This is a genomic window from Azoarcus sp. Soil_N_20 (genome assembly GCF_057656155.1).
Genome location: NZ_JBDGKX010000010.1, coordinates 1 through 24,118, shown reverse-complemented (window position 1 = coordinate 24,118; position 24,118 = coordinate 1). Strand labels below are relative to the sequence as shown.

At 64.6% G+C, this 24,118-nt stretch carries 15 protein-coding genes and 1 pseudogene; 10 read left to right on the top strand and 6 right to left on the bottom strand.

Annotated elements, in window-relative coordinates:
* Positions 1 to 2 precede the first annotated feature (2 nt).
* The gene (locus AC3A35_RS18735; protein WP_487437733.1) at positions 3 to 1,346 is read left to right on the top strand and encodes a diguanylate cyclase domain-containing protein; all 1,344 of its coding nucleotides are present in this window, start codon (positions 3 to 5) and stop codon (positions 1,344 to 1,346) included.
* A 130-nt stretch (positions 1,347 to 1,476) separates the two neighbouring features.
* Here the strand turns inward: AC3A35_RS18735 and AC3A35_RS18730 are convergent, their stop codons facing one another.
* The 3 genes from AC3A35_RS18730 to AC3A35_RS18720 all read right to left on the bottom strand — a co-directional run bounded on the left by AC3A35_RS18730 (position 1,477) and on the right by AC3A35_RS18720 (position 6,175).
* Positions 1,477 to 2,793 carry an enoyl ACP reductase FabMG family protein gene (locus AC3A35_RS18730; RefSeq protein ID WP_487437732.1) on the bottom strand — a complete coding sequence of 439 codons (1,317 nt, stop codon included), beginning with the start codon at positions 2,791 to 2,793 and terminating at the stop codon, positions 1,477 to 1,479.
* Between the two features lie 95 nt (positions 2,794 to 2,888).
* The gene (locus AC3A35_RS18725; protein WP_487437731.1) at positions 2,889 to 3,410 is read right to left on the bottom strand and encodes a hypothetical protein; all 522 of its coding nucleotides are present in this window, start codon (positions 3,408 to 3,410) and stop codon (positions 2,889 to 2,891) included.
* Positions 3,407 to 6,175 carry a nitrate reductase gene (locus AC3A35_RS18720; RefSeq protein ID WP_487437730.1) on the bottom strand — a complete coding sequence of 923 codons (2,769 nt, stop codon included), beginning with the start codon at positions 6,173 to 6,175 and terminating at the stop codon, positions 3,407 to 3,409. The genes AC3A35_RS18725 and AC3A35_RS18720 overlap by 4 nt, the downstream gene beginning before the upstream one ends.
* Before the next feature lie 497 nt (positions 6,176 to 6,672).
* Here AC3A35_RS18720 and nirB point away from each other — a divergent pair, with 497 nt between their 5' ends.
* The 5 genes from nirB to AC3A35_RS18695 all read left to right on the top strand — a co-directional run bounded on the left by nirB (position 6,673) and on the right by AC3A35_RS18695 (position 14,660).
* Entirely contained in the window at positions 6,673 to 9,123 is a 2,451-nt protein-coding gene (gene nirB / locus AC3A35_RS18715) for a nitrite reductase large subunit NirB (RefSeq protein WP_487437729.1), read from the top strand.
* 11 nt (positions 9,124 to 9,134) lie between these two features.
* A complete protein-coding gene (gene nirD / locus AC3A35_RS18710) occupies positions 9,135 to 9,443 on the top strand; it encodes a nitrite reductase small subunit NirD (protein ID WP_487437728.1) in 309 nt (102 codons plus the stop codon).
* Positions 9,444 to 9,498: 55 nt separating this feature from the next.
* Complete coding sequence (locus AC3A35_RS18705) at positions 9,499 to 10,713, top strand: nitrate/nitrite transporter (RefSeq protein ID WP_487437727.1); 1,215 nt, start codon at positions 9,499 to 9,501, stop codon at positions 10,711 to 10,713.
* A 117-nt stretch (positions 10,714 to 10,830) separates the two neighbouring features.
* Positions 10,831 to 12,513, top strand: coding sequence for a bifunctional protein-serine/threonine kinase/phosphatase (locus AC3A35_RS18700; protein ID WP_487437725.1), 1,683 nt, complete (start codon positions 10,831 to 10,833; stop codon positions 12,511 to 12,513).
* 329 nt (positions 12,514 to 12,842) lie between these two features.
* Complete coding sequence (locus AC3A35_RS18695) at positions 12,843 to 14,660, top strand: tetratricopeptide repeat protein (protein ID WP_487437724.1); 1,818 nt, start codon at positions 12,843 to 12,845, stop codon at positions 14,658 to 14,660.
* Between the two features lie 162 nt (positions 14,661 to 14,822).
* On the opposite strand, the gene AC3A35_RS18690 is transcribed toward AC3A35_RS18695, so the two are convergent.
* On the bottom strand, positions 14,823 to 15,044 hold the full coding sequence (locus AC3A35_RS18690) for a hypothetical protein (protein ID WP_487437723.1): 222 nt from the start codon (positions 15,042 to 15,044) through the stop codon (positions 14,823 to 14,825).
* 430 nt (positions 15,045 to 15,474) lie between these two features.
* Between AC3A35_RS18690 and AC3A35_RS18685 the strand changes: the two genes are divergently transcribed.
* On the top strand, positions 15,475 to 15,693 hold the full coding sequence (locus tag AC3A35_RS18685; RefSeq protein ID WP_487437722.1) for a hypothetical protein: 219 nt from the start codon (positions 15,475 to 15,477) through the stop codon (positions 15,691 to 15,693).
* A gap of 179 nt (positions 15,694 to 15,872) precedes the next feature.
* Here the strand turns inward: AC3A35_RS18685 and putA are convergent, their stop codons facing one another.
* Both putA and putP read right to left on the bottom strand, forming a co-directional pair.
* Complete coding sequence (putA, locus tag AC3A35_RS18680) at positions 15,873 to 19,538, bottom strand: bifunctional proline dehydrogenase/L-glutamate gamma-semialdehyde dehydrogenase PutA (protein WP_487437720.1); 3,666 nt, start codon at positions 19,536 to 19,538, stop codon at positions 15,873 to 15,875.
* A 218-nt stretch (positions 19,539 to 19,756) separates the two neighbouring features.
* Positions 19,757 to 21,247 carry a sodium/proline symporter PutP gene (gene putP, locus AC3A35_RS18675; RefSeq protein WP_487437719.1) on the bottom strand — a complete coding sequence of 497 codons (1,491 nt, stop codon included), beginning with the start codon at positions 21,245 to 21,247 and terminating at the stop codon, positions 19,757 to 19,759.
* Between the two features lie 951 nt (positions 21,248 to 22,198).
* On the opposite strand from putP, the pseudogene AC3A35_RS18670 reads away from it, so the two are divergent.
* The 3 genes and pseudogenes from AC3A35_RS18670 to AC3A35_RS18660 all read left to right on the top strand — a co-directional run.
* Positions 22,199 to 22,429: pseudogene (locus tag AC3A35_RS18670) on the top strand (IS5/IS1182 family transposase); the annotation flags it as partial.
* 168 nt (positions 22,430 to 22,597) lie between these two features.
* Positions 22,598 to 23,386 carry a PEP-CTERM sorting domain-containing protein gene (locus AC3A35_RS18665; RefSeq protein WP_487437718.1) on the top strand — a complete coding sequence of 263 codons (789 nt, stop codon included), beginning with the start codon at positions 22,598 to 22,600 and terminating at the stop codon, positions 23,384 to 23,386.
* 182 nt (positions 23,387 to 23,568) lie between these two features.
* Entirely contained in the window at positions 23,569 to 23,952 is a 384-nt protein-coding gene (locus AC3A35_RS18660; protein WP_487437717.1) for a hypothetical protein, read from the top strand.
* Positions 23,953 to 24,118: the final 166 nt, after the last annotated feature.

The window sequence follows — 24,118 nt, the reverse complement described above, 5'->3', positions numbered from 1 at the left end:
CGATGCCATTTGAGTCCGACGTGCTGTGCGCTCTGGCGCTGGAGAATCCGTCGTTTTCGCAACCCTCGCGGCTCGACCGGAACGCGGCCCACGCCGAACCGGCACTCGCCGTACTCAACAAACAAGGCATTGTCCGGTTCAGCAATCCGGCGATGGCGCGCCTGTTCGGGTGCAGCCACAAAGACCTCGACGGCCGAGAAGTCGGCACCTTGCTGCCCGGGCTGCCCATACGGAAGCGCACCCCCGGCTATAACCTGGCCTTTGCCGAATTCTGCGGACGGCAGGCCGGCGGACTGGACATCGTCGGCTGTTCACCCACCGGCACGAGCATCCCGGTGAAGGTTGCCCTGCGAAAAGTGAGAATAGATCGCAACGATCTGATTCTGCTCGGCCTGCACGTGGCAAGCATGCCGGCCGAACCGGACGGCGCGCTCGACCGGCTGATGGTGGCGTCGATGTCGCGCAACGAGGCCATCATGATCACCGACACCGCGGGCATCATTCAGTTCGTGAACCCGGCTTTCGAGCGCACCACCGGCTACGGCCGTCTGGAGGCCATCGGCCAGCCGGCCAGCCTGATCAAGTCGGGGCTGCACGATGCCGTCTTCTACAACCGGATCTGGAGCGCGATGCACGCCGGCGAGGAGGTTCAGGCGGTGTTCATCAACCGCCGCAAGAACGGCACGATCTTCCACGAAAGCAAGCACATCCGCCCGTTCGTCGACAGCACCGGCATCACCACGCACTTTGTCGCCACCAGCCGCAGCCTGAGCGAGCCGATCAGAACCGCGCTGTCGCGGCTGCAGCACGAGGCCTACCACGACCCGCTCACCCAGCTCCCCAACCGGACATTGTTCCGCGACCGTCTCCGCCAGGCGCTATCCCAAGCCCCCCGCCGAGGCGAGCGCTTTGCCCTGGTGTTCGTCGACCTCGACCGTTTCAAGGAGATCAACGACACCCATGGCCATGACGCCGGCGATGCCGTGCTTCGTGCCGCGGCGGCGAGCCTGAGTGCATCCGTGCGCAACGAGGACACGGTTGCGCGCCTGGGGGGCGACGAGTTCGTCCTCATCCTGCACGACATCCACTGCCGCGAAGACATCGAAGTGGTGTCGGAGAAGATCCTGCAGGCCCTCGCCCAGGCCGAAGGCGCCGAAAGCCGGGGCCTTCCGGTGCGCGCCAGTATCGGGGCAAGCATCTTCCCGGACGACGGCGAGCACGCCGAGACCCTGCTGAAGCACGCCGACCTGGCGATGTACGCGGCCAAATCGGGCGGCGGGAACAGGCTGCACTTTTTCAGCCCCCGCAGCCTGCCGACCCACATGCAACCGAAGCAGGTGGCGTAGCCGCCCGGATCGCGCCGGACGCGCGGGAACGCCCCGAATCCGGCATCGACGACGCTGCGCACGCACGGATGGTCATTGCGCCCGACCCGCGGCGCCGCATCGGCGCGGCGGCAGGAGTGCGGCACTCGGGTCAGCCGTGGATCCGATTCAGTTGGCGGGCAATAATGTCGTGGTTGAGCCACAGCACCGGCCCGCCGGGGGCGGACGACTCGTGGAACATCAAGGGTCCGGTCGCCTCCAGCACCAGCGTGCTGAGCAGATCGGTGATCAGCGCCTTGCGGTCCTTGTGCATCTGGACGATGTCGTCCGAGGTCCCGATCATCAGGTCTGCCAGTGCCGCGCTGTTGGGCATCGGCCACGCCGCGAAATCGCGGAAACCCTGCATCACCTCGCTGGCGTGGAAGTCGGCGACCTTGCGCAGCACCGCTTCCAGCGAGATGCCGTCCTGCAGCAGCTCGCGGCAGGCCTGCCACTGCGCCTCGGCCCACGCGCCGCCGTTTTCCTTCTTCAAGGCGTCGAGCAGGGAGATCAGCGGCAGTTCGACGCCGACGAAGATGTCGGACGAGTTGGTGCGGATCTCCGGGCAGTTGTAGACGGTCGCCTTGATGCCATCGGCCCAGGCCGCCCTGGCGATGCTTTCCAGCCGCATCTTGGCGTAGCCCTGGGTATAGTTGGTATAGGTCTGCCACTGGTAGCGGCCATCGATGAGAATCTCGGTGCCGTGATAGCCGTAGGCCGAATAGCGCACCTGGCCACCGGACTTTTCGATCCGCGCGCGGATCGCCGCGCTGCCTTCGATCAGGTGCTGGAAGCTGTTGGCCGACACCTCGTCGAAGTTCTGCAGGATCAGCTTGCCCAGATCGCTGTCGAGCAGCACCTGCGACGACATGAAGCGGTCGCCGCGCCCCTTGTAGATGCGGTTGGCGATCGCCAGGAACACCTTGGCCTTGGGAATGCCGCCGGCCATCGTGTGGGCGAAGAAGACGTTGCTGCCGTCGGCGATCATGCCCTCGAGACGGGTCATGACCTCGGCCACCGAGTCCTTGAAACGCCTGACGCCGACCTCGCGGCATTTGTCGATATGCGCCCAGTCGAGCTTGTCGTCCATCCAGCTCTTGAGCGTCATCGCGCCCAGCATTTCGGTCGGCGTGGGCTCGCCCGCCGGGGCGTCGAGGTCGAAGCCGGCCATCAGGGGCACGTTGATGATCCGTCCGCCGAGATTGGCCTCTGCCGCCGCCAGCTCCTCGTCGTTCAGGGGGCGCAGCGCGTTGTGCTCGTCGCGCCGGCCGACGGTGATGCCGACGATCTCCATGCCCGCCTTGCGCGCTTCATTGACCAGCCCGTTCGCGTAGCCGCGGCCAAAAAGTTCGCCGAACAGAACGAACACGTCGCCCTTGCGAAAGATGTTCGTTTGCGGAAGTTGATTCAGCGGTGTCGGAAAATTCATGTCGATACGCTCCAGCGCGCCTGATAGTGCGGAAATGTGGGCGCGATTCTACCCTGTTGGATGCCTGTGGCCGAATGCCGCGGGGGTCGGGTCGCCTAGCCGGGGGTGCGAAAGTCGTTGTCGATCCAGGCGCCCGCGCTGCGGGTGGTCAGCTTGAAGCCGGCATCCACCCGCACCTGCGCCAGTTGCTCGCCGGCATCGTCGTGGGCGCGCAGGACCGCATAGGGATCGAACTCGTCGGGCACGATGTCGAGGGTGACCTCGATCGGCCCCGCCGCCGCGCTCACCGTGAGCTTCTTGTGGAGCAGCGCATGCAGTTGCTGCTCGTGGCGGCGCAGGACTTCGGAGGCGGTCTTGATCAGGGTGTTGAACGCGGACGCGTCGAGCGGCTTGGGGTTCTTCTTGTCGCGCCCCATGGTCCATGGGCCGACCAGCGCGGGTTCGGGCTCGCCGTCCTTGATCATCTCGACCGCCCAGCCTTCATCGTCGATGTTCTTGATGACGCGGGCGGTCCAGCCCTTGTTGCTCCACAGTCGCGGCTCGAAGATCGCGGTGGACGGGTCGGCCGCGCGGGTGTCGTCGGCCTCGTTCGGGGTGTTCGCTGTGTTCGGTGTCATGCCCCGATTGTACTTCCCGGCGCCACCATGGCGCTGGACTCGATCCGCCGGATCTCCGGCAGACAGGAGCCGCAGCCGGTGCCGCACTGCGTGCGCTGCTGCAGCGCAGCCCTCGATTCGCCGCCGGCAAAGGCCGCCCGGATGGCCGACTCGCTGACGTTGTAGCAGTTGCAGACCACCTTCCCGGTCTGCAACTGGCCGACCGGCGGCGTGTTCAGCGGCGCGAACAGGAAGCGCCGGAACGGGGTGATGTCGCTGCCCGATTCGAGCAAGCCCTGCAGCCAGTCCGCCGCCCGCGTCTCGCCGAACAGGCGGAGTCCGGTCAGCGCGGTGCCGTCGACACGCGCACGCTTGGATACACCAGTCTGCTGATCGCTGAACGCCAGCACCTGCGGCTCGTGCGCCACCAGCCCGAGGGCCTGGTCGAGCGCGTCGAGCAGCGCCGCATCGGGCTCGGGCAGGCGGGCGCGGAAGATCACCACCGCATCGTCGCGCCCGGCCAGGGTGAGGCTCGCGGCGCTCAGCCGCCGGAGGAAAGGACGCAGCGCCTGGAGCAGCGCCTGCCCACCATCCTCGGCGCGGCGCATGCAGACCAGTTCGGCGCTGGCCGCCAGGGTTTCGACCTGGACCACCGCATGCTTGAGCTCCGGCTGCTTCGACAGCGGATCGAAGGCCCCGGTGGTGAGGGTATTGACCCCGAACCCGCCCATCGCATTGCCGCCCCAGTGCATCGGCAGGAAGACCTGCCCGGGACGCACCGTTTCGGTCGCCAGCGCCTTGAGCACGATCTGCCCGCGCGGACTGCGCACCTGCAGCCAGTCGCCGTTCTTCGCCCCACGTCGCGCCAGATCGTCAGGGTGCATGTGCAGCAGCGGCTCGCCTTCGTGGCTGTAGAGCCGGGCCACGGTGCCGGTGCGGCTCATGCCGTGCCACTGATCGCGCAGGCGCCCGGTGAGCAGGTGCAGGGGGTAGCGCGCGCTGATCTTCTCCGCGGTGTCCTGCCACTCGGTCGCCACGAAGCGGGCGCGACCGGAGGGGGTCGGGAACTTTCCGTCGGCGTAGAGCCGCACCTGGCCCGCGCTTGCGCCTTCGGGGAAAGGCCATTGCCGGGGCGCCTGCTCCAGCATCGCGTAAGACAGGCCGGTGATGTCCAGGTCCCGGCCGCGCGTGGTCTCGCGGTGCTCGTTCCAGACCGCTTCCACACTGTCGTAGGCGAACAGGCGCTCGGTGGCGGGATTGCCCAGGCGCTGCCCCAGGCGGCGGCCGAACTCGACCCCGATGCGCCAGTCGTGCTTCGCCTCGCCCAGCGGCGGGATCGCCGCCCGGACGCGCGAAATGCGGCGCTCCGAATTGGTGACCGTGCCATCCTTTTCGCCCCAGGTGGTGGCCGGCAGCAGCAGGTCGGCATAGGCGGCGGTCTCGGTATGGCGATAGGCCTCCTGGAGCACGACGAACTCGGCGTTCTTCAGCGCCGCGTCCACCAGATTGAGGTCGGGCAGCGACTGGGCCGGATTGGTGCAGCCGATCCACACCGCCTTGATCTCGCCGTCCGCCAGCGCCTTGAACAGCTCCATCGCCGACTTGCCGGGCCGCGACGGCACCTCCGCCACGCCCCACAGGCGCGCGACCTCGGCCCGATCCTCGGGATTGGCGAGGTCGCGGTGGGCCGACAGCAGATTGGAGAGCCCGCCCACCTCGCGCCCGCCCATGGCGTTGGGCTGCCCGGTCAGCGACAGCGGCCCGGCGCCGGGCCGTCCCAGTTGCGCGGTGGCCAGGTGCAGGTTGATCAGCGCCGAGTTCTTGTGCGCCCCCTGCGTCGATTGGTTGAGGCCCTGGCAATACAGCGACAGGGTGGCGGACGAGGTCGCGAACCACTCGGTGGCCCGCTCCAGGTCCCCGGTGCTGATACCGCACAGCCCGGCCACCCGTTCCGGGGTGTATTGGCGCACGACCTTGCGCAGCGCGTCGAAGCCTTCGGTATGGCGAGAGATGTAGTCGTCCTTGACCCACCCTTCCCACAGCGCCAGGTGGAGCATGCCGTTGCACAGCGCGACGTCCGTTCCGGGCAGGATGGGCAGGTGCAGATCCGCCAGGTCGCTTGTATCGGTGCGCCGCGGATCGACCACGATCAGCTTCTGCGCCGGGTTCTTCTCGCGCGCGGCCTCGATGCGGCGGAACAGGATGGGGTGGGCGAAGGCCGGGTTGGCGCCGGTGACGAACAGGCAGTCGGCGTGGTCGATGTCTTCGTAGCTGCACGGCACCGAATCCATGCCGAAATTGAGCTTGTAGCCCACCACCGCCGACGACATGCACAGCCGCGAATTGGTGTCGAAGTTGTTGGTGCCGATCAGCCCCTTGGCCAGCTTGTTGAAGACGTAGTAGTCCTCGGTGAGGACCTGGCCGGCAAAGTAGAAGGCGACGGCGTCGGGGCCGTGGGTTTCGATGATGCGGGCGAAGCGCTCGACCGCGGTATCCAGGGCGACATCCCAGTCCACACGTTCGCGGGCGGACTGGCGGTCACGGCGCAGTTCGGGGAACTGGGCGCGCGCGCCGTTCAGGGCCGGATCGGCCGTCCTGTGCAGGGTCGCGCCCTTGATGCACAGCTTGCCGGCGTTGGCCGGATGATCGGGATCGCCACGCACACCCGTGATCGTGGTGCCGTCGTGCTCGATCAGCACGCCGCAACCCACGCCACAATAGGGACAGGTGGATCGGGTGGTGTGCGAGGACGTGGAGGGTGCAGCGGAGAGTCGGGTATCAGCCATGATCGTTCCTGAAGGTGCGCACAGGAGTCGGCGCACAATGCATCAAACACATTGGCCGCCGTTGGCCGAACCAGACACCGGACGTTGGCGTTCTGATCCTGCCACTCCTCAGCAAGAAGCGGGCCACGGCCGAATCACCCCCTCCCCGACCATCCTCCGCGGGAAGTCGCCGACACCGGCGCCACAGATGCACCGCATTGCAGCATTTTCGCCGTGCGGCGCACCAACTCAGGGCGAATCCCCGCTCCATGGAGCTCGCCGACCCGCGCCGTTACACGGGAAGCCGGGAAAATAGCTGGTGGCACGGTGCATGCTTACAGCCATCTCATCCTGCGTCAGGTCAGTGTCGACCGAAAGCTCGGAGCCCCTCGCGGCTTACCCGCGGTACCGCAACGTCGTGGTACCGCCAGATCAAAGACGATCCCATCAGCGACGCCAATATTTTCTTTGGCTTTGCATGTCCGGTTACGGCCATGCGCTTCTTCGGGAATCGTCTTATGTCCAAACCCAAACTCGTCATGATCGGCAACGGCATGGCCGGCGTCCGCACCCTGGAAGAACTGTTCAAGGTGGATGCGGACCTGTACGACATCACGGTGTTCGGCGCCGAACCGCACCCCAACTACAACCGCATCATGCTGTCGCCGGTGCTCGCCGGCGAACTCACCCTCGAGGACATCGTCCTCAACGACCACGACTGGTACGCCCGCCACCACATCGACCTGCGCCTGGGCCGCACCGTCACCGGCATCGACCGCGCACGCAAGGAAGTGCAGGTGCACGACGGCAGCGTGGTCGCCTACGACAAGCTGCTGATTGCCACCGGCTCCAACCCCTTCATCCTGCCGGTGCCGGGCAAGGACCTGCCCGGGGTGATCGCCTACCGCGACATCAAGGACACCAACGAGATGATCGCCACCGCCGCCACCCACCGCCACGCGGTGGTGATCGGCGCCGGCCTGCTCGGGCTGGAGGCCGCCAACGGCCTCGCGCTGCGCGGCATGGACGTGACCGTGGTGCATCTCGCCGACTGGATCATGGAACGCCAGATGGACCCGATGGCCGCCGGCATGCTGCAGGGCGCGCTCGAAGCCAAGGGCCTGAAGTTCCGCCTCAAGACCAGCACCGCTGCGCTCGAAGCCGGGCCCGACGGCCGCGTCGCCCGGGTGCGCTTCACCGACGGCAGCGAGCTGCCCGCCGACCTGGTGGTGATGGCCGCCGGCATCCGCCCCAACGCCAGCCTCGCCGAGGCGGCCGGGATCGAGTGCAACCGCGGCATCGTGGTCGACGACACCCTGCAGACTTCCGACCCCGATATCTACTCGGTGGGCGAATGCGCCAGCCACCGCGGCATCGCCTACGGCCTGGTCGCGCCGCTGTTCGAACAGGCGCGCGTCTGTGCCGCACACCTCGCCGGCAAGGGCGGCGCCACCTACCAGGGTTCGGTGACCTCGACCAAGCTCAAGGTCACCGGCATCGACGTGTTCTCGGCCGGCGAATTCATGGGCGAAGAAGGCGCCGACCTGATCACCCTGTCCGATGTCGCCGGCGGCGTGTACAAGAAGGTGGTACTGAAGGACAACCGCCTGGTGGGCGCCTGTCTGTATGGCGACACCGGCGACGGCGGCTGGTACTTCCAGCTGCTCAAGGAAGCCCAGGACGTGCACGAGATGCGCGACCACCTGCTGTTCGGCCAGCACTTTCTGGGCGACACCGGGCACAAGGGGCAGAACCTCGCCGCCACGATGTCCGACGAAGCCGAGGTGTGCGGCTGCAACGGCGTATGCAAGGGCACCATCGTCCAGGCCATCCAGGAACACGGCCTGTTCTCGCTCGACGAAGTGCGCAAGCACACCAAGGCCTCGTCGTCCTGCGGGTCCTGCACCGGGCTGGTCGAGCAGATCCTCGCCACTACCCTGGGCGGCAGCTACGAGGCGGTGGATTCGAGCAGCAAGCCGATGTGCGGCTGCACCAGCCACGCCCATCTGGCCGTGCGCGCGGCGATCCGCGAGCAGCACCTGACCAGCATTCCGGCGGTGATGCAGGCGCTCGACTGGCAGACCCCCAACGGCTGCGCGAGCTGCCGCCCGGCGCTGAACTACTACCTGATCTCGAGCTGGCCGCACGAGGCTGTCGATGATCCGCAGAGCCGCTTCATCAACGAGCGCGCCCACGCCAACATCCAGAAGGACGGCACCTACAGCGTGGTGCCGCGGATGTGGGGCGGTCTCACCACCCCGAGCGAGCTGCGCGCGATCGCCGATGCGGCGGAGAAGTACAAGGTGCCCACGGTGAAGGTCACCGGTGGCCAGCGCATCGATCTGCTCGGGGTGAAGAAGGAAGACCTGGTGCCGATGTGGTCCGACCTGGCCGACGCCGGCATGGTGTCCGGTCACGCCTACGGCAAGTCGATCCGCACCGTGAAGACCTGCGTCGGCTCCGAGCATTGCCGTTTCGGCACCCAGCGCTCGATGGATCTGGGGGTCAAGCTCGAGAAGATGCTGTTCGGCATGTGGAGCCCGCACAAGGTCAAGCTCGCGGTGTCGGGCTGCCCGCGCAACTGCGCCGAAGCGGGGATCAAGGACGTCGGCATCATCGGCGTCGATTCGGGCTACGAGATCTATGTGGCGGGCAACGGCGGGATCAAGACCGAGGTCGCGCAGTTCCTGTGCAAGGCCGCCGACGACCGGGAAGCGATGGAGATCTCCGGTGCCTTCCTTCAGCTCTACCGCGAAGAAGCCATCTATCTGGAACGCACCTGCCACTACGTCGAACGGGTGGGCATGGACTACATCAAGTTCCGCATCGTCGACGACGCGGAACTGCGCAAGGCGCTGCACGAGCGCCTGCTGTTCGCGCTGCAGGACTGCGCCGATCCGTGGCTGGAACGGGTGCAGGACGCCAGCGGCGGGCAGCTGCGCCGTGAATTCGAACTACTTGAGGCCTGAGGGGAAACACCATGAACTGGAACAACATCTGTCGCGTGGAAGACATCCCGGTGCTCGGCGCACGGGTGGTGAAGACCCGTGGTCATGGCGACATCGCGATCTTCCGTACCGCCGACGACGAAGTCTTCGCCATGCACGACAAGTGCCCGCACAAGGGCGGGCCGCTGTCGCAGGGCATCGTGCACGGGCGCACCGTCACCTGCCCGCTGCACAGCTGGAAGCTGCAGCTGGAAAGCGGCGAGGCGCTGGCGCCCGACGTCGGCTGCAGCAAACCCTTTTCGGTCCGGGTCGAAGACGGCCAGGTCCTGCTCGGCCTTTGAACCCCTAAACTATAAGCAGGAGCAGGCCCCGGCCCGCTCCGCCACGGAGTCACCCATGGACAAGAAATCCTTCCTGCAGGCCGGCCACACGCCCACCCTGATCGCCGCCTTCCTCTACTTCGACCTCGCCTTCATGGTGTGGGTGCTGCTCGGCCCGCTGGCCGTGCAGATTTCCGCCGACCTCGGCCTGACCCACGCCCAGAAGGGTCTGATGGTGGCGACCCCGGTGCTCGCCGGCGCACTGCTGCGCCTCGTCATGGGCCTGATGGTCGACCACCTCAAGCCCAAGCTGACCGGCGCCATCGGCCAGGTCATCGTCATCGCCGCGCTCGCGGTGGCGTGGCAGCACGGCATTCACTCCTATGAACAGGCGCTGATCCTGGGCCTGTTCCTCGGCGTCGCCGGCGCCTCCTTTGCGGTCGCGCTGCCGCTGGCCTCGCGCTGGTATCCGCCCGAACACCAGGGCACCGCGCTCGGCATTGCCGGCGCCGGCAACTCCGGGACCGCGCTCGCCGCACTGTTCGGCCCCGGCCTGGCTGCGGCCTTCGGCTGGGTCAACGTGTTCGGCCTGGCGCTGATCCCGCTCGTCATCGTCTTCGTCGCCTACCTGTTCATGGCCAAGGACGCGCCCGAATGCCCGGCGCCGAAGAAGCTCGGCGAATACATGTCGGTGCTCAAGGACAAGGACGCCTGGTGGTTCATGTTCTTCTACAGCGTGACCTTCGGCGGCTTCGTCGGGCTGGCCTCGTCGCTGACCATCTACTTCAACACCGAGTACGGCCTGAGCGCCCAGATCGCCGGCTACTTCACCGCCGCCTGCGTCTTTGCCGGCAGCCTGGTGCGCCCCATCGGCGGCAACCTGGCCGACCGCATCGGCGGCATCAAATCGCTGAGCGTGGTCTATGTGGCGGCCGCGCTGGCCCTCGGCGTGGTGTCGATCGGCCTGCCCAGCGCGTGGATGGCACTGGCCGCGTTCGTGTGCGCGATGCTGTCGCTGGGCATGGGTAACGGCGCCGTGTTCCAGCTCGTGCCGCAGCGCTTCCGCAAGGAGATCGGCGTGATGACGGGTCTGGTGGGCATGGCGGGCGGCGTCGGCGGCTTCTACCTCGCCTCCAGCCTCGGCTACTCGAAGCAGGTCACCGGCTCCTACATGGCCGGCTTCCTGATCTTCGCCGCGCTGGCCGCGGTCGCCCTGGTCGGCCTGACCGCGGTGAAGAACCGCTGGCGCACCACCTGGGGCGCCCCTCACCTGACCACCGCCAAGATCTGATCGCGGCGGCGCGCCCGCCGACCATCCGGGCCGGGACCGTGCATGCGGTTCCGGCCCGGCCTTGCCGGCGATGGCCGCGGGTGTTTCCATTGCAGAAATCATTCCTCGAGGCCTCTCATGAGCCAGCTCAGCGTCAGCGTCGGCCATTCGTCCCTCACCGGCGCCAGACCCCGTAACGAGGATTTCTGCGGTTACGTCACGCCATCCGGCGGCGAACTGCAACACAAGGGCGTGCTGCTGGCGGTGGCCGACGGCCTGGGCGGACACGAAAACGGTCGCGAAGCCGCCGAGCGCACCGTGCGCGGTCTGCTCGCCGACTACTACGCCACCCCCGAGACTTGGGCGGTCAACCGCAGCCTGGAGCGGGTCATCCAGTCGCTCAACCAGTGGGTGGTGAGCCAGGCCAAGAAGAACCGCCAGACCGCGGGCATGGCCACCACGCTGTCGGCGATCGTCCTGCGCGGCACCCGCTACTACCTGGCCCACGTCGGCGACACCCGCATCTATCTGTACCGCCAGGGCCAACTCGAACAACTCACCGCAGACCACACCTGGGCCCATCCGGAACTCGACAACGTGCTGTCGCGTGCGGTCGGACTGGACTCCAAGCTGAGCATCGACTTCTCCGACGGCGACCTGTCTTCGGGCGACCTGTTCGCGCTGATGAGCGACGGCGTGTGGGCCACCCTGGGTGACGACAAGATCGCCAGGATCCTGGCAGACGCAAGCGATCCGCAGGATGCCGCGGCCAAACTGACCATGCTCGCCACCGGCGCCGGTTCGCCGGACAACTGCACCGCGCTGGTGCTGCGGGTGAACGAGCTCCCGCCGTCGCGCCTGCCCGAGCTGTTCGAGTCGGCCAGCCTGCTGCCCTTGCCACCGCCGCTCAAGGTAGGCGTGCTGGTCGACGGGCTGCGGGTGGAGGAAGTCCTGCACGAATCCCTGGTGACCCAGCTCTACCGCGTGGTCACCGCCGACGGCCGGCAGCTGGTGCTGAAGACGCTGCGTCCGGGCGCGGGCGACCAGGAGAATTGCCAGGCCCTGGTGTACGAGGAGTGGATCGCGAAACGGGTGGTGGACCGCCACTTCCCCGAAGTCATCGACTGGCCCGCACGCACCCATCTGTACTACCTGATGACCTGGCACCAGGGTGCGAGCCTGAAGCAGCGGCTTGCCGCCGGCCATCGCTTTTCTCCGGCGCAGGTGGCCGAGCTGGGCTGCGAGATCCTGCGCGGGGTGGCCGCGCTGCACCGGCTCGCCATCGTGCACCGCGACATCAAGCCGGACAACCTGCATCTTGACGCCCAGGGCAAGCTCCGCATCCTCGACCTCGGGGTCGCATCGACCGACGGCCAGGAGTTCAGCGAGATCAACAACCCGGGCACGCCGAGCTACATGGCGCCGGACCTCTACAGCGGTACGCGGGCCAACGAATCGACCGATCTGTACGCGGTGGGCGTGACCCTGTACGAACTGCTGACCCGCCACTATCCCTACGGCGAGATCGAGCCCTTCCAGAAACCCCGCTTCGGCAACCCGACCCTGCCCACCCGCTATCGGCCGGATATCCCCGACTGGCTGGAGGCGGTGCTGCTCAAGGCGGTGGCCTGCGAGCCGATCGAGCGCTTCGAGACCGCCGAAGAATTCCTGCTCGCCCTCGAACTCGGCGCCCACCGCCCGCTGCGGGCACCGCGCAAGCGCCCGCTGGCACGGCGTGATCCGGCGCTCGCACTGAAATTCCTGGCCCTCGGTTCGATGGTACTCAACGTTTTCCTGTTGCTGCTGCTGTTTGCGCGCTGAAGCCTAGGAGGCTGTCGGACTTGAGGCTGATCTACTGCGCCAGTGGGAGAAACGGTCCATATCCGCCCGTTTTCTCGTTGCATAGAATGACTATGCGCCTCAAAAACGGCCGAATCTGTCCTCGTTTTCCCACTCGGCTCGCTACGATCGCTCAAGTCCGACAGCCTCCTAGCCGCTATGCATAGCGACTTCCGCTGGACCGTCTATAACGGGATAGCGGGCATGCGCGAGACGACGACGGCGGCCACCTTGGCGCGACCGATCCTCACGCATCGCGGCACGAGTCGCGCAGAGGTTTCTGTCCCGCCATCGGAGATGGAGGCCCGACCATGACAAACCGTGTCACCCGACATTCGCTTCGACCCCTTCTGCCGGCACTCGCACTGTTTTCCGCATCGCTCGTCGTGCCCGCCGGCAGCCCCGACTCGCGCGCGGCAACACCGGCTTTCGATCCGCTGCTGGCCGACCCCGGCAGCGTGTGCGCCAGCCCGGTCGCCACCCGCGCGACCCTGGGCACTCTGATCCAGGTGGCCGCCAAGTCGGAGAACACACCCTTCCAGAGCGGGCAGATGCAGGCCGCGATCGGCGGCGAGGTGCCGCTCTACACCGAGCTCGGAAACCTCCGCTTCAAGGTCAGTACCGCAGACGCCCGCGCGCAGTCCTACTTCGACCAGGGCCTGCGCCTCGCCTTTGCCTTCAACCATGCCGAAGCCCAACGCGCCTTCCGCGCGGCGCAGAACCTCGACCAGAACTGCGCGCTGTGTTTCTGGGGCGAGGCGCTGGTGCTCGGGCCCAACATCAACGCCCCGATGCCGCCCGAAGCAAACGCACCCGCACTGGCAGCGCTCGCCAGGGCCACCGCCTTGGCCCCGACCGCGACTGCGAAGGAACGCGCGCTGATCGAAGCCCTCGGCAAGCGCTACGCGGAAGATGCGCAAGCCGAACGCGCGGCGCTCGATGCGGCCTATGCGGATGCGATGCAGCAGGTTGCACGACGCTTCGCGGAGGATGACACCATCCAGGTTCTCTATGCCGAGGCCGCGATGGACACCCAGCCGTGGGACTACTGGGAAGCCGCCGGCACCCGGCCCAAGGGGCGCACCGCGGATCTCGTCCGCACCCTCGAAACGGTGCTCGCGCGCAGCCCCTCGCATCCCGGCGCGATCCACCTTTACATCCATGCCGTGGAAGCCTCGACCAAACCGGAGCGCGCCCTCGAGCATGCGCAACGGCTGGGCACCCTGATGCCCGGCGCCGGCCACATCGTGCACATGCCGGCGCACATCTACTACCGCGTCGGCATGTTCCGCGAATCACTCACCGCCAACAAGGCAGCGATCGCGGCCGACGAACGCTACTTCAAGACCTCGCCGTCCGACCCGCTGTACAAGACCGGCTACTACCCGCACAACATTCACTTTCTGCTGATCTCGGCACAGATGGGCGGCGACGGCCCCACCGCGCTCGATGCCGCGGCAAAACTCGACGCCGCGATGCCGGCCGAAGTGGTGCAACAATTTCCGTCGCTGGAGCCGATCAAGGGTGCGCCCTACACCACGCATGCGCTGTTCAGCCCGCCCGCGACCATCCTCGCCCTGCCCCGCCCGACCGAAAGCCTGACCCTGGTCACCGCCATGTACCACTACGCGCGCGCGGTGGCCCACGCGGCCGGCAAGGATCTCACCGGCGCGCAGCAGGAACTCGACGCGCTGGCGAAACTCGAGTCCACGGCCGACTTCGAACCCTACGTCGCATGGCAGGTGCCGGCCAGGGAGATCGTGCAGACCGCACGGCTCGTCGCCAGCGCGCGCATCGCCGATGCCCGCGGCGATCTGGACGCGGCGGCGGCAGCGTTCGAGGACGCGATCGCGGTCGAGGACAGCCTGGCCTACATGGAACCGCCCTACTGGTACTTCCCGGTGCGCCAGTCGCTGGGCTCGGTGCGCCTGCGCCAGGGCCGGCTGGACGAAGCGGAAAAAGCCTTCCGCGACTCGCTCGGCAAGGTACGCAACAACGGCTGGGCGCTGCACGGCCTCGCCGAAGTCTATCGCCGGCAGGGCAAGTCCGACGCCCAGGCGGCCGCGAAAGAAGCCTTCGCCCAAGCATGGTTCGGGCCGAAGGACGGGCCGGCGCTGGAGCGACTGTGATCGGTCGCAGGTCGGGGCGAAACCGGACATCGCCCAGCGGCTGACGCGGGAATCGCGTCCCGCGCGGAACGTCCGCACCGCTCTCCCCGGCCCGCGCCAGGTGCCGTGCGATTAAAGTCGCAAACGTGGCAATGGCGTTGAAAACATTGCAATAGGCTTATCTCAAGGAACCGAGACCCAGCCCTCGAACGCCTGGTGGGCCGCCGCGTCCAGGGTCTTGGGGTGGAAAGGATCACAGTAATTGCGATCTTGTTGGTCCTCCAACATCTGACCGAGCATGCCGAGTCGGTTGGAATAGTCCCATATGCCGCCGCGCACGGCGCTCATGGCCTTGGCGTCGAGGGTTTCGGTGGCGGGCAGGTCGTGGATGGTGAGGTGGGCCATGGCGGTTTATATGGACGCCTCCCGTTTCTGTTGGTAGTGCGCCGGATGTTGCGCTCGCCACTCCATTGCAGCAAGCGCGCCAGGGGGTCGCCATGAGCACCTCGAGAACGGCTAAGGTTTTGAAAAAACGGAAAATGTGAAACCGGGCCGATCGCGAAGTAGGCGATGACGGTACCGCTGGCAGAGGCCAAACGGTGGGCAATGTCCAACAGATTGAGGAGAGGTGTTGGGTTGTTGCAGCCACTGACGCCCCACGGCCAGGCCACCAGGCCGCCGGGTGTTTCGGCAGCGCTCGAAAAATTCACGCCTATTCAATGGATTAGGATTTCCCCATGGCAGTCTGCGTTGCACTGGCATGAGTCCTGCAGAACGAGTGTCGAGGGCCCAACGGGCTCATTTGAAATCAAGAAGGCACCCAAGGAGAACCGCCATGAACGCCGCACTGACCAAGAGCCGGGCCGCGATCCTCATGAACCACGCACGCCTGCAATGGATGCGGGTCAACGCTGTGATCGGCGTGAGTTGTGCAGGTTGCGCCTCTGGCCGGATGCTGCTTCATTGCCTGTGCGCCTGCGGCGACCGCCAGTTCAAGTGGCACCTGCACGGCATCGTGCGGGAACTAGCTGCCGCGGCGGGCGGCGCGGGGTAACTGAGCCAGGGGCGGGGCTAGGCCGTGAGGTCGGGGACAAATGGTCTCAGCAACGTGAGGAACTGGCGGTAAATCGGCCGGGGCTGACCGTGCCGGAGGTGACTCAATTCCAGTGCGCGACAGCTTTGAAGGTAAGACTAGCTGCCTTTCGGACTTGACGCCTGCGGGCAACGCGGCCTCTACTCCGCCGTCGCCAGCAGGCTCGCGTTGCCACCCGCCGCCGTGGTGTCGATGCACAAATGGCGTTCCACCACGTAGCGTTCCGGCGAGATGGTCTGCGTCTCGAGCGGCACGATGGCACCGTCGCGCTTGGCGACCGCGATACGCAGTTCACGGGTCCAGTCGCTGACGCCGGCCGCGGCCACCGCCGCGATACCCTTGACCGCGCTCAGCGTCTCGGCCGAGACGCTGCCGTCGAGCGCTGCAACGGGCGCCCCGGCATCGATCAGCGGCCGCACGGACTGCTTCGCGTCCGGCGCGACGAGCACAGCGGCACAGCCCGCACCGAGGGCCTGCGCGGCCTGGGCAACGGCGATATCCAGGGTAGGCCCGAGGCAGAGTACCGGTCCCTTCGGGTACAGCGTCAGGCGGTTGCTTTCACCCGTCGGCCCCGGCAGCGTGTGCGGTGTCATGTCCAGGGCTGCGGTCTCGTTGAGCGCCTTGCGGACCAGGCCACTCTTGCCGCTCAGCGTCTTGCGCAGCACCTCGACCCGATCGGGTCGCGCCGCCCAGTTGCGTGCGTCCAGCCCGTCGAGGGCCGATTGGAGGTCCCCGAGGGTCACGACCTTCCCCTTCGGCGCGGCGTGGTGCTCCACGGCGGCGGTGCGGCGGAAGCGGTTGACGTAGAGCGGGCCGCCGGCCTTGGGCCCGGTGCCCGAGAGGCCCTCGCCGCCGAACGGCTGGGAGCCGACGATGGCGCCGATCTGGCTGCGGTTGACGTAGACGTTGCCGACCCGGATACGCTCGACGATCTGCTGCACGCGGTCGTCGATCCGCGTATGCAGCCCGAAGGTCAGCCCGTATCCCCTGTCATTGATTGCGTCGACCACCTTGTCGATGTCTCGCGCCTTGAACGTGGCCACGTGCAGGATGGGGCCGAAGATCTCGCGCTCGAGATCCGCGATGCCTCCTACCTCGACCACGGCGGGGGTGACGAAGGTACCGACCTTGGGCGCAGGCAGCTTCTTCAGCACCTTGCCGGCCTTTTCGTGTGCCACCACATAGGCCCTGATCTCGGCTTGGGCGTCGGCGTCGATCACCGGCGACACGTCGGTGTCGGTATTCCAGGGATCGCCGATGGTGAGCGCGTCCATGGCGCCGTCGAGCATATTGAGCAGCCGGTCGCGCGCTTCTTCCTGCACGTACAGCATCCTGAGCGCCGAACAGCGCTGGCCGGCCGACTGGAAGGCCGAGATCAGGATATCGCGCACCGCCTGCTCGGTCAGCGCGGTGGAGTCCACGATCATGCAATTGAGTCCGCCGGTCTCGGCGATCAGCACCGCATCCGGCCCCGCATTCTGCGTCAGGGCCTTGTGGATGATCTGCGCCACCGGGGTCGAGCCGGTGAAGCAGACGCCCGCGATCCGCGGATCGCTGGTCAGCGGCCCGCCTACCGTCGGCCCGTCGCCGGGCAGCAGCTGGAGCGCCGCCTCCGGCAGGCCGGCCTCGCGCATCAGCTCGACGGCACGGGCGGCGATCAGGGGTGTCTGCTCGGCGGGTTTGGCGAGCACCGCGTTGCCGGCCACCAGCGCCGCGGCGATCTGGCCGGTGGTGATGGCCAGGGGAAAGTTCCACGGGCTGATGCAGACGAAGATGCCGCGGGCACTGCCGGGCTCTTCCGCTTCCAGCCGCTCGCCCTCGTTGGCGTAGTAGCGCAGGAAGTCCACGGCCTCACGCACCTCGGCGATGCCATCGAACATCATCTTGCCGGCCTCGCGCGTGGTGATCGCGGTCAGCTCGGCGATGTGTTCCTCGTAGAGATCGGCGGTACGGCGCAGCACCTCGGCCCGTTCGGCCGCCGGACGCGCCGACCAGTACCGGAAGCCTTGCTCGGCGGCGTCGAGGGCGGCCGCCACCTCATCCGGAGTCGCCTCATGCACCTTGCCGACCACACGCGAACCGTCGGCGGGAGACACGGCATCGCGAGCCGGCCCGCGGGGCGCCGGGCTTCCCGCCAGCATGGGCCCGGCGGTCCAGGTCGTGTCGGCGAACGCCTCGCGCGCTTTCAGCAGTGGCAGGATCGAGGCGGGTTCGTTGATCCGGTAGCCGCGTGAGTTCTTGCGATCGGGCGCGAACAGCTCGCCGGGCAGTCGGATCGACGGGCTCGGGATGGCGTCGCCCAGGCGCTGCATCTCGGTCACCGGGTCGCGCGCGATCTCGCTGGGGGGAATCGAGCTGTCCACCACCTGGTTCACGAATGACGAGTTCGCCCCGTTCTCCAGCAGACGGCGTACCAGATAGGCCAGCAGGTCACGGTGCGCGCCGACCGGCGCGTAGATCCGGCAATGGGTCCCCTCCGACTGCTTGACGATCTGGTGCAGCGATTCGCCCATGCCGTGCAGGCGCTGGAACTCGTAGCTGTCCTTGTCGATGCCTGCCATGGCCACCACCGCGGCGCAGGTGTGGGCATTGTGGGTGGCGAACTGCGGATAGATGCGGTCACGCCGATCGAGCAGCATCTGCGCGCAGGCCATGTAGCTGACATCGGTGTTGACCTTGCGGGTGAACACCGGGAAGGTCTCTACGCCCAGTTCCTGCGCCAGCTTGATCTCGGTGTCCCAGTAGGCGCCTTTCACCAGTCGCACCATGAGCTTGCGGTCGAGCCGCTCGGCGAGATCGTAGAGCGCCTCGATCACCGGCCCGGCGCGACGCCCGTAGGCCTGCACCACGATCCCGAATCCGTCCCAGCCGGCGAGTCCGGGGTCGGACAGTAGCGCCTCGATCACGTCGAGTGACAGGTCCAGCCGGTCCTGCTCCTCGGCGTCGATGTTGAAGCCGATATTGGCCTTGGCCGCCTGCTTCGCCAGTTCCAGCGCGCGTGGCACGAGTTCCGCCATCACCGTGTCGCGGTGGGTGTATTCATAGCGCGGATGCAGCGCCGAGAGCTTCACCGAGATGCCGGGACTGGATCGCACGTCGCCCTTGGCCTGCTTGGCGATCGCGGTGATCGCCTTGGCGTAGGCCGCGTGATAGCGGACGGCATCGTCATCGGTACGCGCCGCCTCGCCCAGCATGTCGTAGGAATAGGTATAGCCCTGCCGCTCGAGCTCGCGGGCATTCTTCATGCCCTCGTCGATGGTCTGGCCGAGCACGAACTGGCGTCCGAGGATCTTCATCGACTGCCCGACCGCGGTACGCACCAGCGGCTCGCCCAGACGGCGCACCAGGCCTCGCAGCGCCCGCACCGGGCCCTTGGGATCGTCATCCAGCACCTTGCCGGTCAGCATCAGCGCCCAGGTCGAGGCGTTGACCATCGACGACGAGGACTTGCCAAGGTGTGCGCCCCAGTCGGACGGCTCGATCTTGTCGTGGATGAGGTCGTCTATGGTCTCCGCATCGGGAACACGTAGCAGCGCTTCTGCCAGGCACATGAGGCCGACGCCCTCGGCGGTGGAGAGTCCGTATTCGGCCAGGAACGCCTCCATCATCGAGGGCGACGTTTCCTTGCGCACACGCTCCACGTATCTGGCACCGACGGCGGCGACCTTTCGGCGCTCGTCCTCCGACAGCGTGATACGTTCTACGAGCCTCTGCAGCACCGCTGCCTCGTCGGCAAAATAGCTGTCGCGGATACGCGAGCGGAACTCACTCGTTTCACCCTGCGGATGAAGGCTTGCCTCGTTCATGCTCAATCTCTCCTGGCCACCCGACATAAAACAATGACGCGTCGGCTCGGATCTTGTCTTTCCTGGCGCAAGCTATTGACCCGGTCCTCCGATTCGCTTGCTCCGCTCGGGCGGAGTTTGTCGAAGCCCTGTGCCGGCAACACCCGTCGACAAGCTCGGGGCGAGCGAGCGCAGCATATTCAAGGGCCGGGCAGATATGTGCGTCATGCGCTAACTTTTCAGCGATTGATGTGCTGATATTCACCAGCATCGGCAGTAACGCTGCTCACCACCAGGATCGCAATGAACGAAGCGATGAAGCCAGGAATAATCTCGTACACACCGGGACCACCCATGAACTCTCCGTTCCAGCCCAGTGAAATCCAGATTATGACGGTGGCGGCACCCACGAGCATGCCCGCGATGGCGCCAGCGCCGTTCGTGCGCGACCACATCAGCGACAAGATAATGAGTGGGCCGAACGCCGCACCAAAGCCTGCCCAAGCGTTAGCGACCAGCGCCAGAACCTGGGAGTCCGGGTCAGACGCAATGACGGCTGCAACCAGACCCACCAGTACGACACAAATCCGGCCCACGCCCACGCGCTCCTTGTCCGTAGCATTCTTACGCAGGAACAGGCGATATAAGTCTTCAGTCAGTGAGGAAGACGACACCAAAAGCTGGCTGGAAATGGTACTCATGATCGCAGCAAGCAGTGCCGCATAGAGGAACCCGGTGATCAGCGGATGGAACAGCAGTTCCGCCAGAATGATGAAGATCGTTTCCGGATCCTGGACATCCATACCATTACGGATCGCATAGGCCCGGCCGAACACACCCAGAGAGATCGCGCCGACCAGGGAGATGAACATCCAGCCCATGCCGATGTTACGGGCAATAGGGACTTCCTTCAGAGTCCGGATGGCCATGAAGCGCACGATGATGTGCGGTTGTCCGAAATAACCCAGCCCCCAGGTAACCGCAGACAGCCAACCGATAAAGGTCAGCCCCTCCGTCCAGGATAGGAGCGTGGGATCGACTTCATTCAGGGTCTGTGACGCCTGGGAGAAACCGCCGCCTCCTTCGCCAAAGAGCACAACCGCCGGCATGAGAACGAGTGCCAGCATCATGATGCAGCCTTGCACGAAGTCCGTCATGCTCACGGCCAGGAAGCCACCGACGACCGTGTAGGCCAGCACCACGCCCAGGGTAATCACGATACCAACGGCGTAGTCGCTCAAGCCGCCAATGTTGAAAATTCCGGAAAACGCGGTCTCAAACAGTTTGCCGCCGGCAACCAGGCCAGACGCCGTGTACACCGCGAAAAAGATAACTATGACGATCGCGGAAACCGTTCTCAGTGACATCGCCTGAGTCGGGAACCGGTTTGCCAGGAATTCTGGAATGGTAATCGCATTACCATAGTGAACCGTCTGTTCGCGAAGGCGTGGTGCGACCAGAGTCCAGTTGAAGAACGCACCCACGAGCAGACCGATACCGATCCACGCCGAACCCAAACCAGATACAAACATTGCCCCGGGCAAACCCAGCAGCAACCATCCGCTCATGTCCGAAGCGCCGGCCGACAGGGCCGCCACTTGTGGACTGAGGCCTCGGCCACCCAGCATGTAATCTTCAGACGAAGACGTCGATTTGCGCATCGCATAAAAGCCGATGGCGATCATGAGCGCAAAGTAAGCAAGAAGACTGATCCAGACACCAATAGCCATGAGAGTTCTCCAGTCATTGGGACGGAACTAACTCTGACAGACAGGTTAGCGCGGCATTACCGAAGGATAGGAAATTCAACGCCACGCCTCAAGGCAAGGATAGGAAATTCAACACCTCCACAGGGAGTATCGGCGCGCTTCGCCCGATGTCAAACGAGAATTGTGCCCGAAGATCTCACTTGCCCAGGCAAATCCATCGCGCGCCAGCGCTAGGCGCGGGGCCGAAGTCGGCTCGCCCACGTGGCCGGGGATATGAGCGAGGATGCCGCATTCGAGATAGCGGCGAATTGTCCGTTCGACATGGGCCGGCGGTGCTTCACCGTTCTCTCCAATGACGAACTCCAGCCAGGTTTCGAGGTGGGACTGGACGATGCGATACCACAGCGTCTGCTCGGGACGGCGACACTAGTAGCGCTGGATGGTGGGCGCGGCGCATTGAGCGGCGGCGGCCATCGAATAAGCCCATCCTGGTCCGGTAACCGGAACAGGATTCTGAATGGACACTCATCCCTCGGACGCAGGAGCACAGCCGCAGCGTGGCCGTCAAGTTGAGGTATTGGTTGGGGACGGCCTACCACGAGCGAGTCAGTCGCGCAGGTCGATGGATGACCGCTGTCGTGCCCGGAGCCGACGCTCGGAGGTCGGAATTTTCAGTGTCGTCAGTGTCGGCCGATGGCTGGATCTGCCCGTCCAGCGGTAACGCCACTGAGCCAACGTTCAGCTTGCACGGAGGAACTAGGGCGGCAGGTTTCACCGACCTCACCCCAACGCGTGCATCCGGCCAGAAGCTGCCGGTGACCGTTACATTTCGATTAGGTGTCGGGAAATTTTACACGCACTTTAGGTTAAATAGTCATCAGTAGCTATTTAATATGAAATTGCAATTCAATTTCAATACGTTAAACAGCATTTACATTTATTAGCATACAATTTGCTTATCCCTGTTTACAACCCTGGCAAACGGTGTATCAGCAGTTTCGTTGCTGGACGATGCGGGCTGTTTCGAGGCGATGGCGAACGACATACACTCGATCTTCAACGTCGACGACGGTCGCAAAGGCCAGCCGGTGCCGTAATCCTGGATGGGCGCACGTGCAAAGCAGCCGCGGAAGCGGGCCGCGTGCCTGCTACGACGGCTACAAGCGGCGTCGGGGCAGCAAGGTGCATTTGGCCGTTGATACGGGCTGCGTTCTGGCTGGCTTTGGAACCAAGTCCATAGCACTCCCTTTGCTGAGCAACTGGAAGGAGGTAAAAGGTAATGTAGTGTCCGCACTGAGAATTAGTAAGCCGTATTGCCAAATGAATCTGAGACAGAACATTCGTGATATAGCGCCAGAAAGGAGAAAACTGATGAAAATGCCTTCGAGTAAATCCTTGTCGGTACCCATGTTCCTGTTGGGGATAGTCTCCGCACTAACAATCAGCGGCGTGGCGTTTGCCAAAAACATTGATATAACAATTACAGATCCGATTCACGATGGATCCGTTACAATAGAAATAACAAGTGGGGGCGTAACGAAAACAGTTGTTGTCGATGACATAAAAGCAACAGATGGGCCCGCCGATAAAGCCGATAAAATACAAAAAAAATTGGCTGGTGCTGGTTTTACTGCATCAATTACAACAACAGGAGTGCGAATTAGAAACCTTGCTGCAAGCGCCACAGGAATCTTCACAGATAATGGAACAGGCGAAGATAACCAAAAGCTTGCCTCTGCAGGCATGGAAGGAAGCTCTTTAGGCTTTGCATCTTTATTTGAAGGGGGGTCAAGTGTAACTGGCGGCTTTTTCACTGATCTTGGTGAAATAAGCCAAGCGCTATTGCTGACAGAAGATACATTGGGCGTGAATATAACACAGAGTTTTTTTGACTTCTTTGCAACTCAGGACTTACTATCCTTTGGAATAACTGATTTGTCTTTAGTTAACGATACGATATTCGCGCAATTTGATCCAATTAGCACTTCTACCAGTGGAGGAGTTATATTTGGCTCTACATCCGCAAGCGGAATTGTAATAGCAGATTTTAGACTTTCCTCTGTTCCGGAGCCCTCCTCGCTCGCCCTCTTAGGTTTGAGTGTCTTGGGCCTCATTGGCCTAAGCCGACACGACACCGGCGCAAACCGCAAAGGGGCGTGACCTCTGAACAGATCCTGAGGTATCCCCAGAAGAAGGCCTTCAAAAGCAGGCTGATGTCCTGATTCTGCAGGGTAGAAATGGGCATGCATGGCCTTGTTAGAGGGCTCCAACTCCGCCTACCCAACAATCCACCGCCGCGCGCAAGGCTGCCTGCTTCTTTACAAGGGGCGCGAGGACGTGCTATGTCAGCAATCAACGTTCAACCAATGCGATGGGGCCAGATTCCGTACATGGGTAGTGAGGAACTCGACGTCTTCGCAAAAGAGAAGGACGCAGAATGCTTCAAAGAGATTCTAGATGTATTGGTGAAGCACAAGGCGCTACATAGGTTTGGCGTTTTTCTCATCCACAAGCACTTTGAAGTCGCAGAGGACGAGGAGCTAACTGAGTGCACTGACCACGCGACCAGAACTTTGACGATCGTTCCTCGAAAGAAGGCAGACAACGATCCTGCCATTAGCGTTCCGACCAATTGGATCTTCACTGAAACAGAAGAGGTCGCCGCTGCATGTTGCAACTGCGCGCGGAATAGCCAAGGTCACCTCGGTTATCACAGAAGCTTCTGAGGCGTACGCGCACCGATCCCTCTAATCCCTCCATCGAGCGGACGGGCTCCGGCAAGCTTCGTTTGCCTACGCCCGCCGCTCATGTCGAACGTTGAGGCTGTAGAAAAAGGCCGGCGACGGCGCGCACCCCGATGCCTTCGGTATAATTCGGCAACCCCTCCCGGAG

Excerpts from the sequence above, each read along its gene's own strand:
- AC3A35_RS18735 (WP_487437733.1), top strand. The coding sequence starts at position 3 with ATGCCATTTGAGTCCGACGTGCTGTGCGCTCTGGCGCTGGAGAATCCG.
- AC3A35_RS18730 (WP_487437732.1), bottom strand. The coding sequence starts at position 2,793 with ATGAATTTTCCGACACCGCTGAATCAACTTCCGCAAACGAACATCTTT.
- AC3A35_RS18725 (WP_487437731.1), bottom strand. The coding sequence starts at position 3,410 with ATGACACCGAACACAGCGAACACCCCGAACGAGGCCGACGACACCCGC.
- AC3A35_RS18720 (WP_487437730.1), bottom strand. The coding sequence starts at position 6,175 with ATGGCTGATACCCGACTCTCCGCTGCACCCTCCACGTCCTCGCACACC.
- nirB (WP_487437729.1), top strand. The coding sequence starts at position 6,673 with ATGTCCAAACCCAAACTCGTCATGATCGGCAACGGCATGGCCGGCGTC.
- nirD (WP_487437728.1), top strand. The coding sequence starts at position 9,135 with ATGAACTGGAACAACATCTGTCGCGTGGAAGACATCCCGGTGCTCGGC.
- AC3A35_RS18705 (WP_487437727.1), top strand. The coding sequence starts at position 9,499 with ATGGACAAGAAATCCTTCCTGCAGGCCGGCCACACGCCCACCCTGATC.
- AC3A35_RS18700 (WP_487437725.1), top strand. The coding sequence starts at position 10,831 with ATGAGCCAGCTCAGCGTCAGCGTCGGCCATTCGTCCCTCACCGGCGCC.
- AC3A35_RS18695 (WP_487437724.1), top strand. The coding sequence starts at position 12,843 with ATGACAAACCGTGTCACCCGACATTCGCTTCGACCCCTTCTGCCGGCA.
- AC3A35_RS18690 (WP_487437723.1), bottom strand. The coding sequence starts at position 15,044 with ATGGCCCACCTCACCATCCACGACCTGCCCGCCACCGAAACCCTCGAC.
- AC3A35_RS18685 (WP_487437722.1), top strand. The coding sequence starts at position 15,475 with ATGAACGCCGCACTGACCAAGAGCCGGGCCGCGATCCTCATGAACCAC.
- putA (WP_487437720.1), bottom strand. The coding sequence starts at position 19,538 with ATGAACGAGGCAAGCCTTCATCCGCAGGGTGAAACGAGTGAGTTCCGC.
- putP (WP_487437719.1), bottom strand. The coding sequence starts at position 21,247 with ATGGCTATTGGTGTCTGGATCAGTCTTCTTGCTTACTTTGCGCTCATG.
- AC3A35_RS18665 (WP_487437718.1), top strand. The coding sequence starts at position 22,598 with ATGAAAATGCCTTCGAGTAAATCCTTGTCGGTACCCATGTTCCTGTTG.
- AC3A35_RS18660 (WP_487437717.1), top strand. The coding sequence starts at position 23,569 with ATGTCAGCAATCAACGTTCAACCAATGCGATGGGGCCAGATTCCGTAC.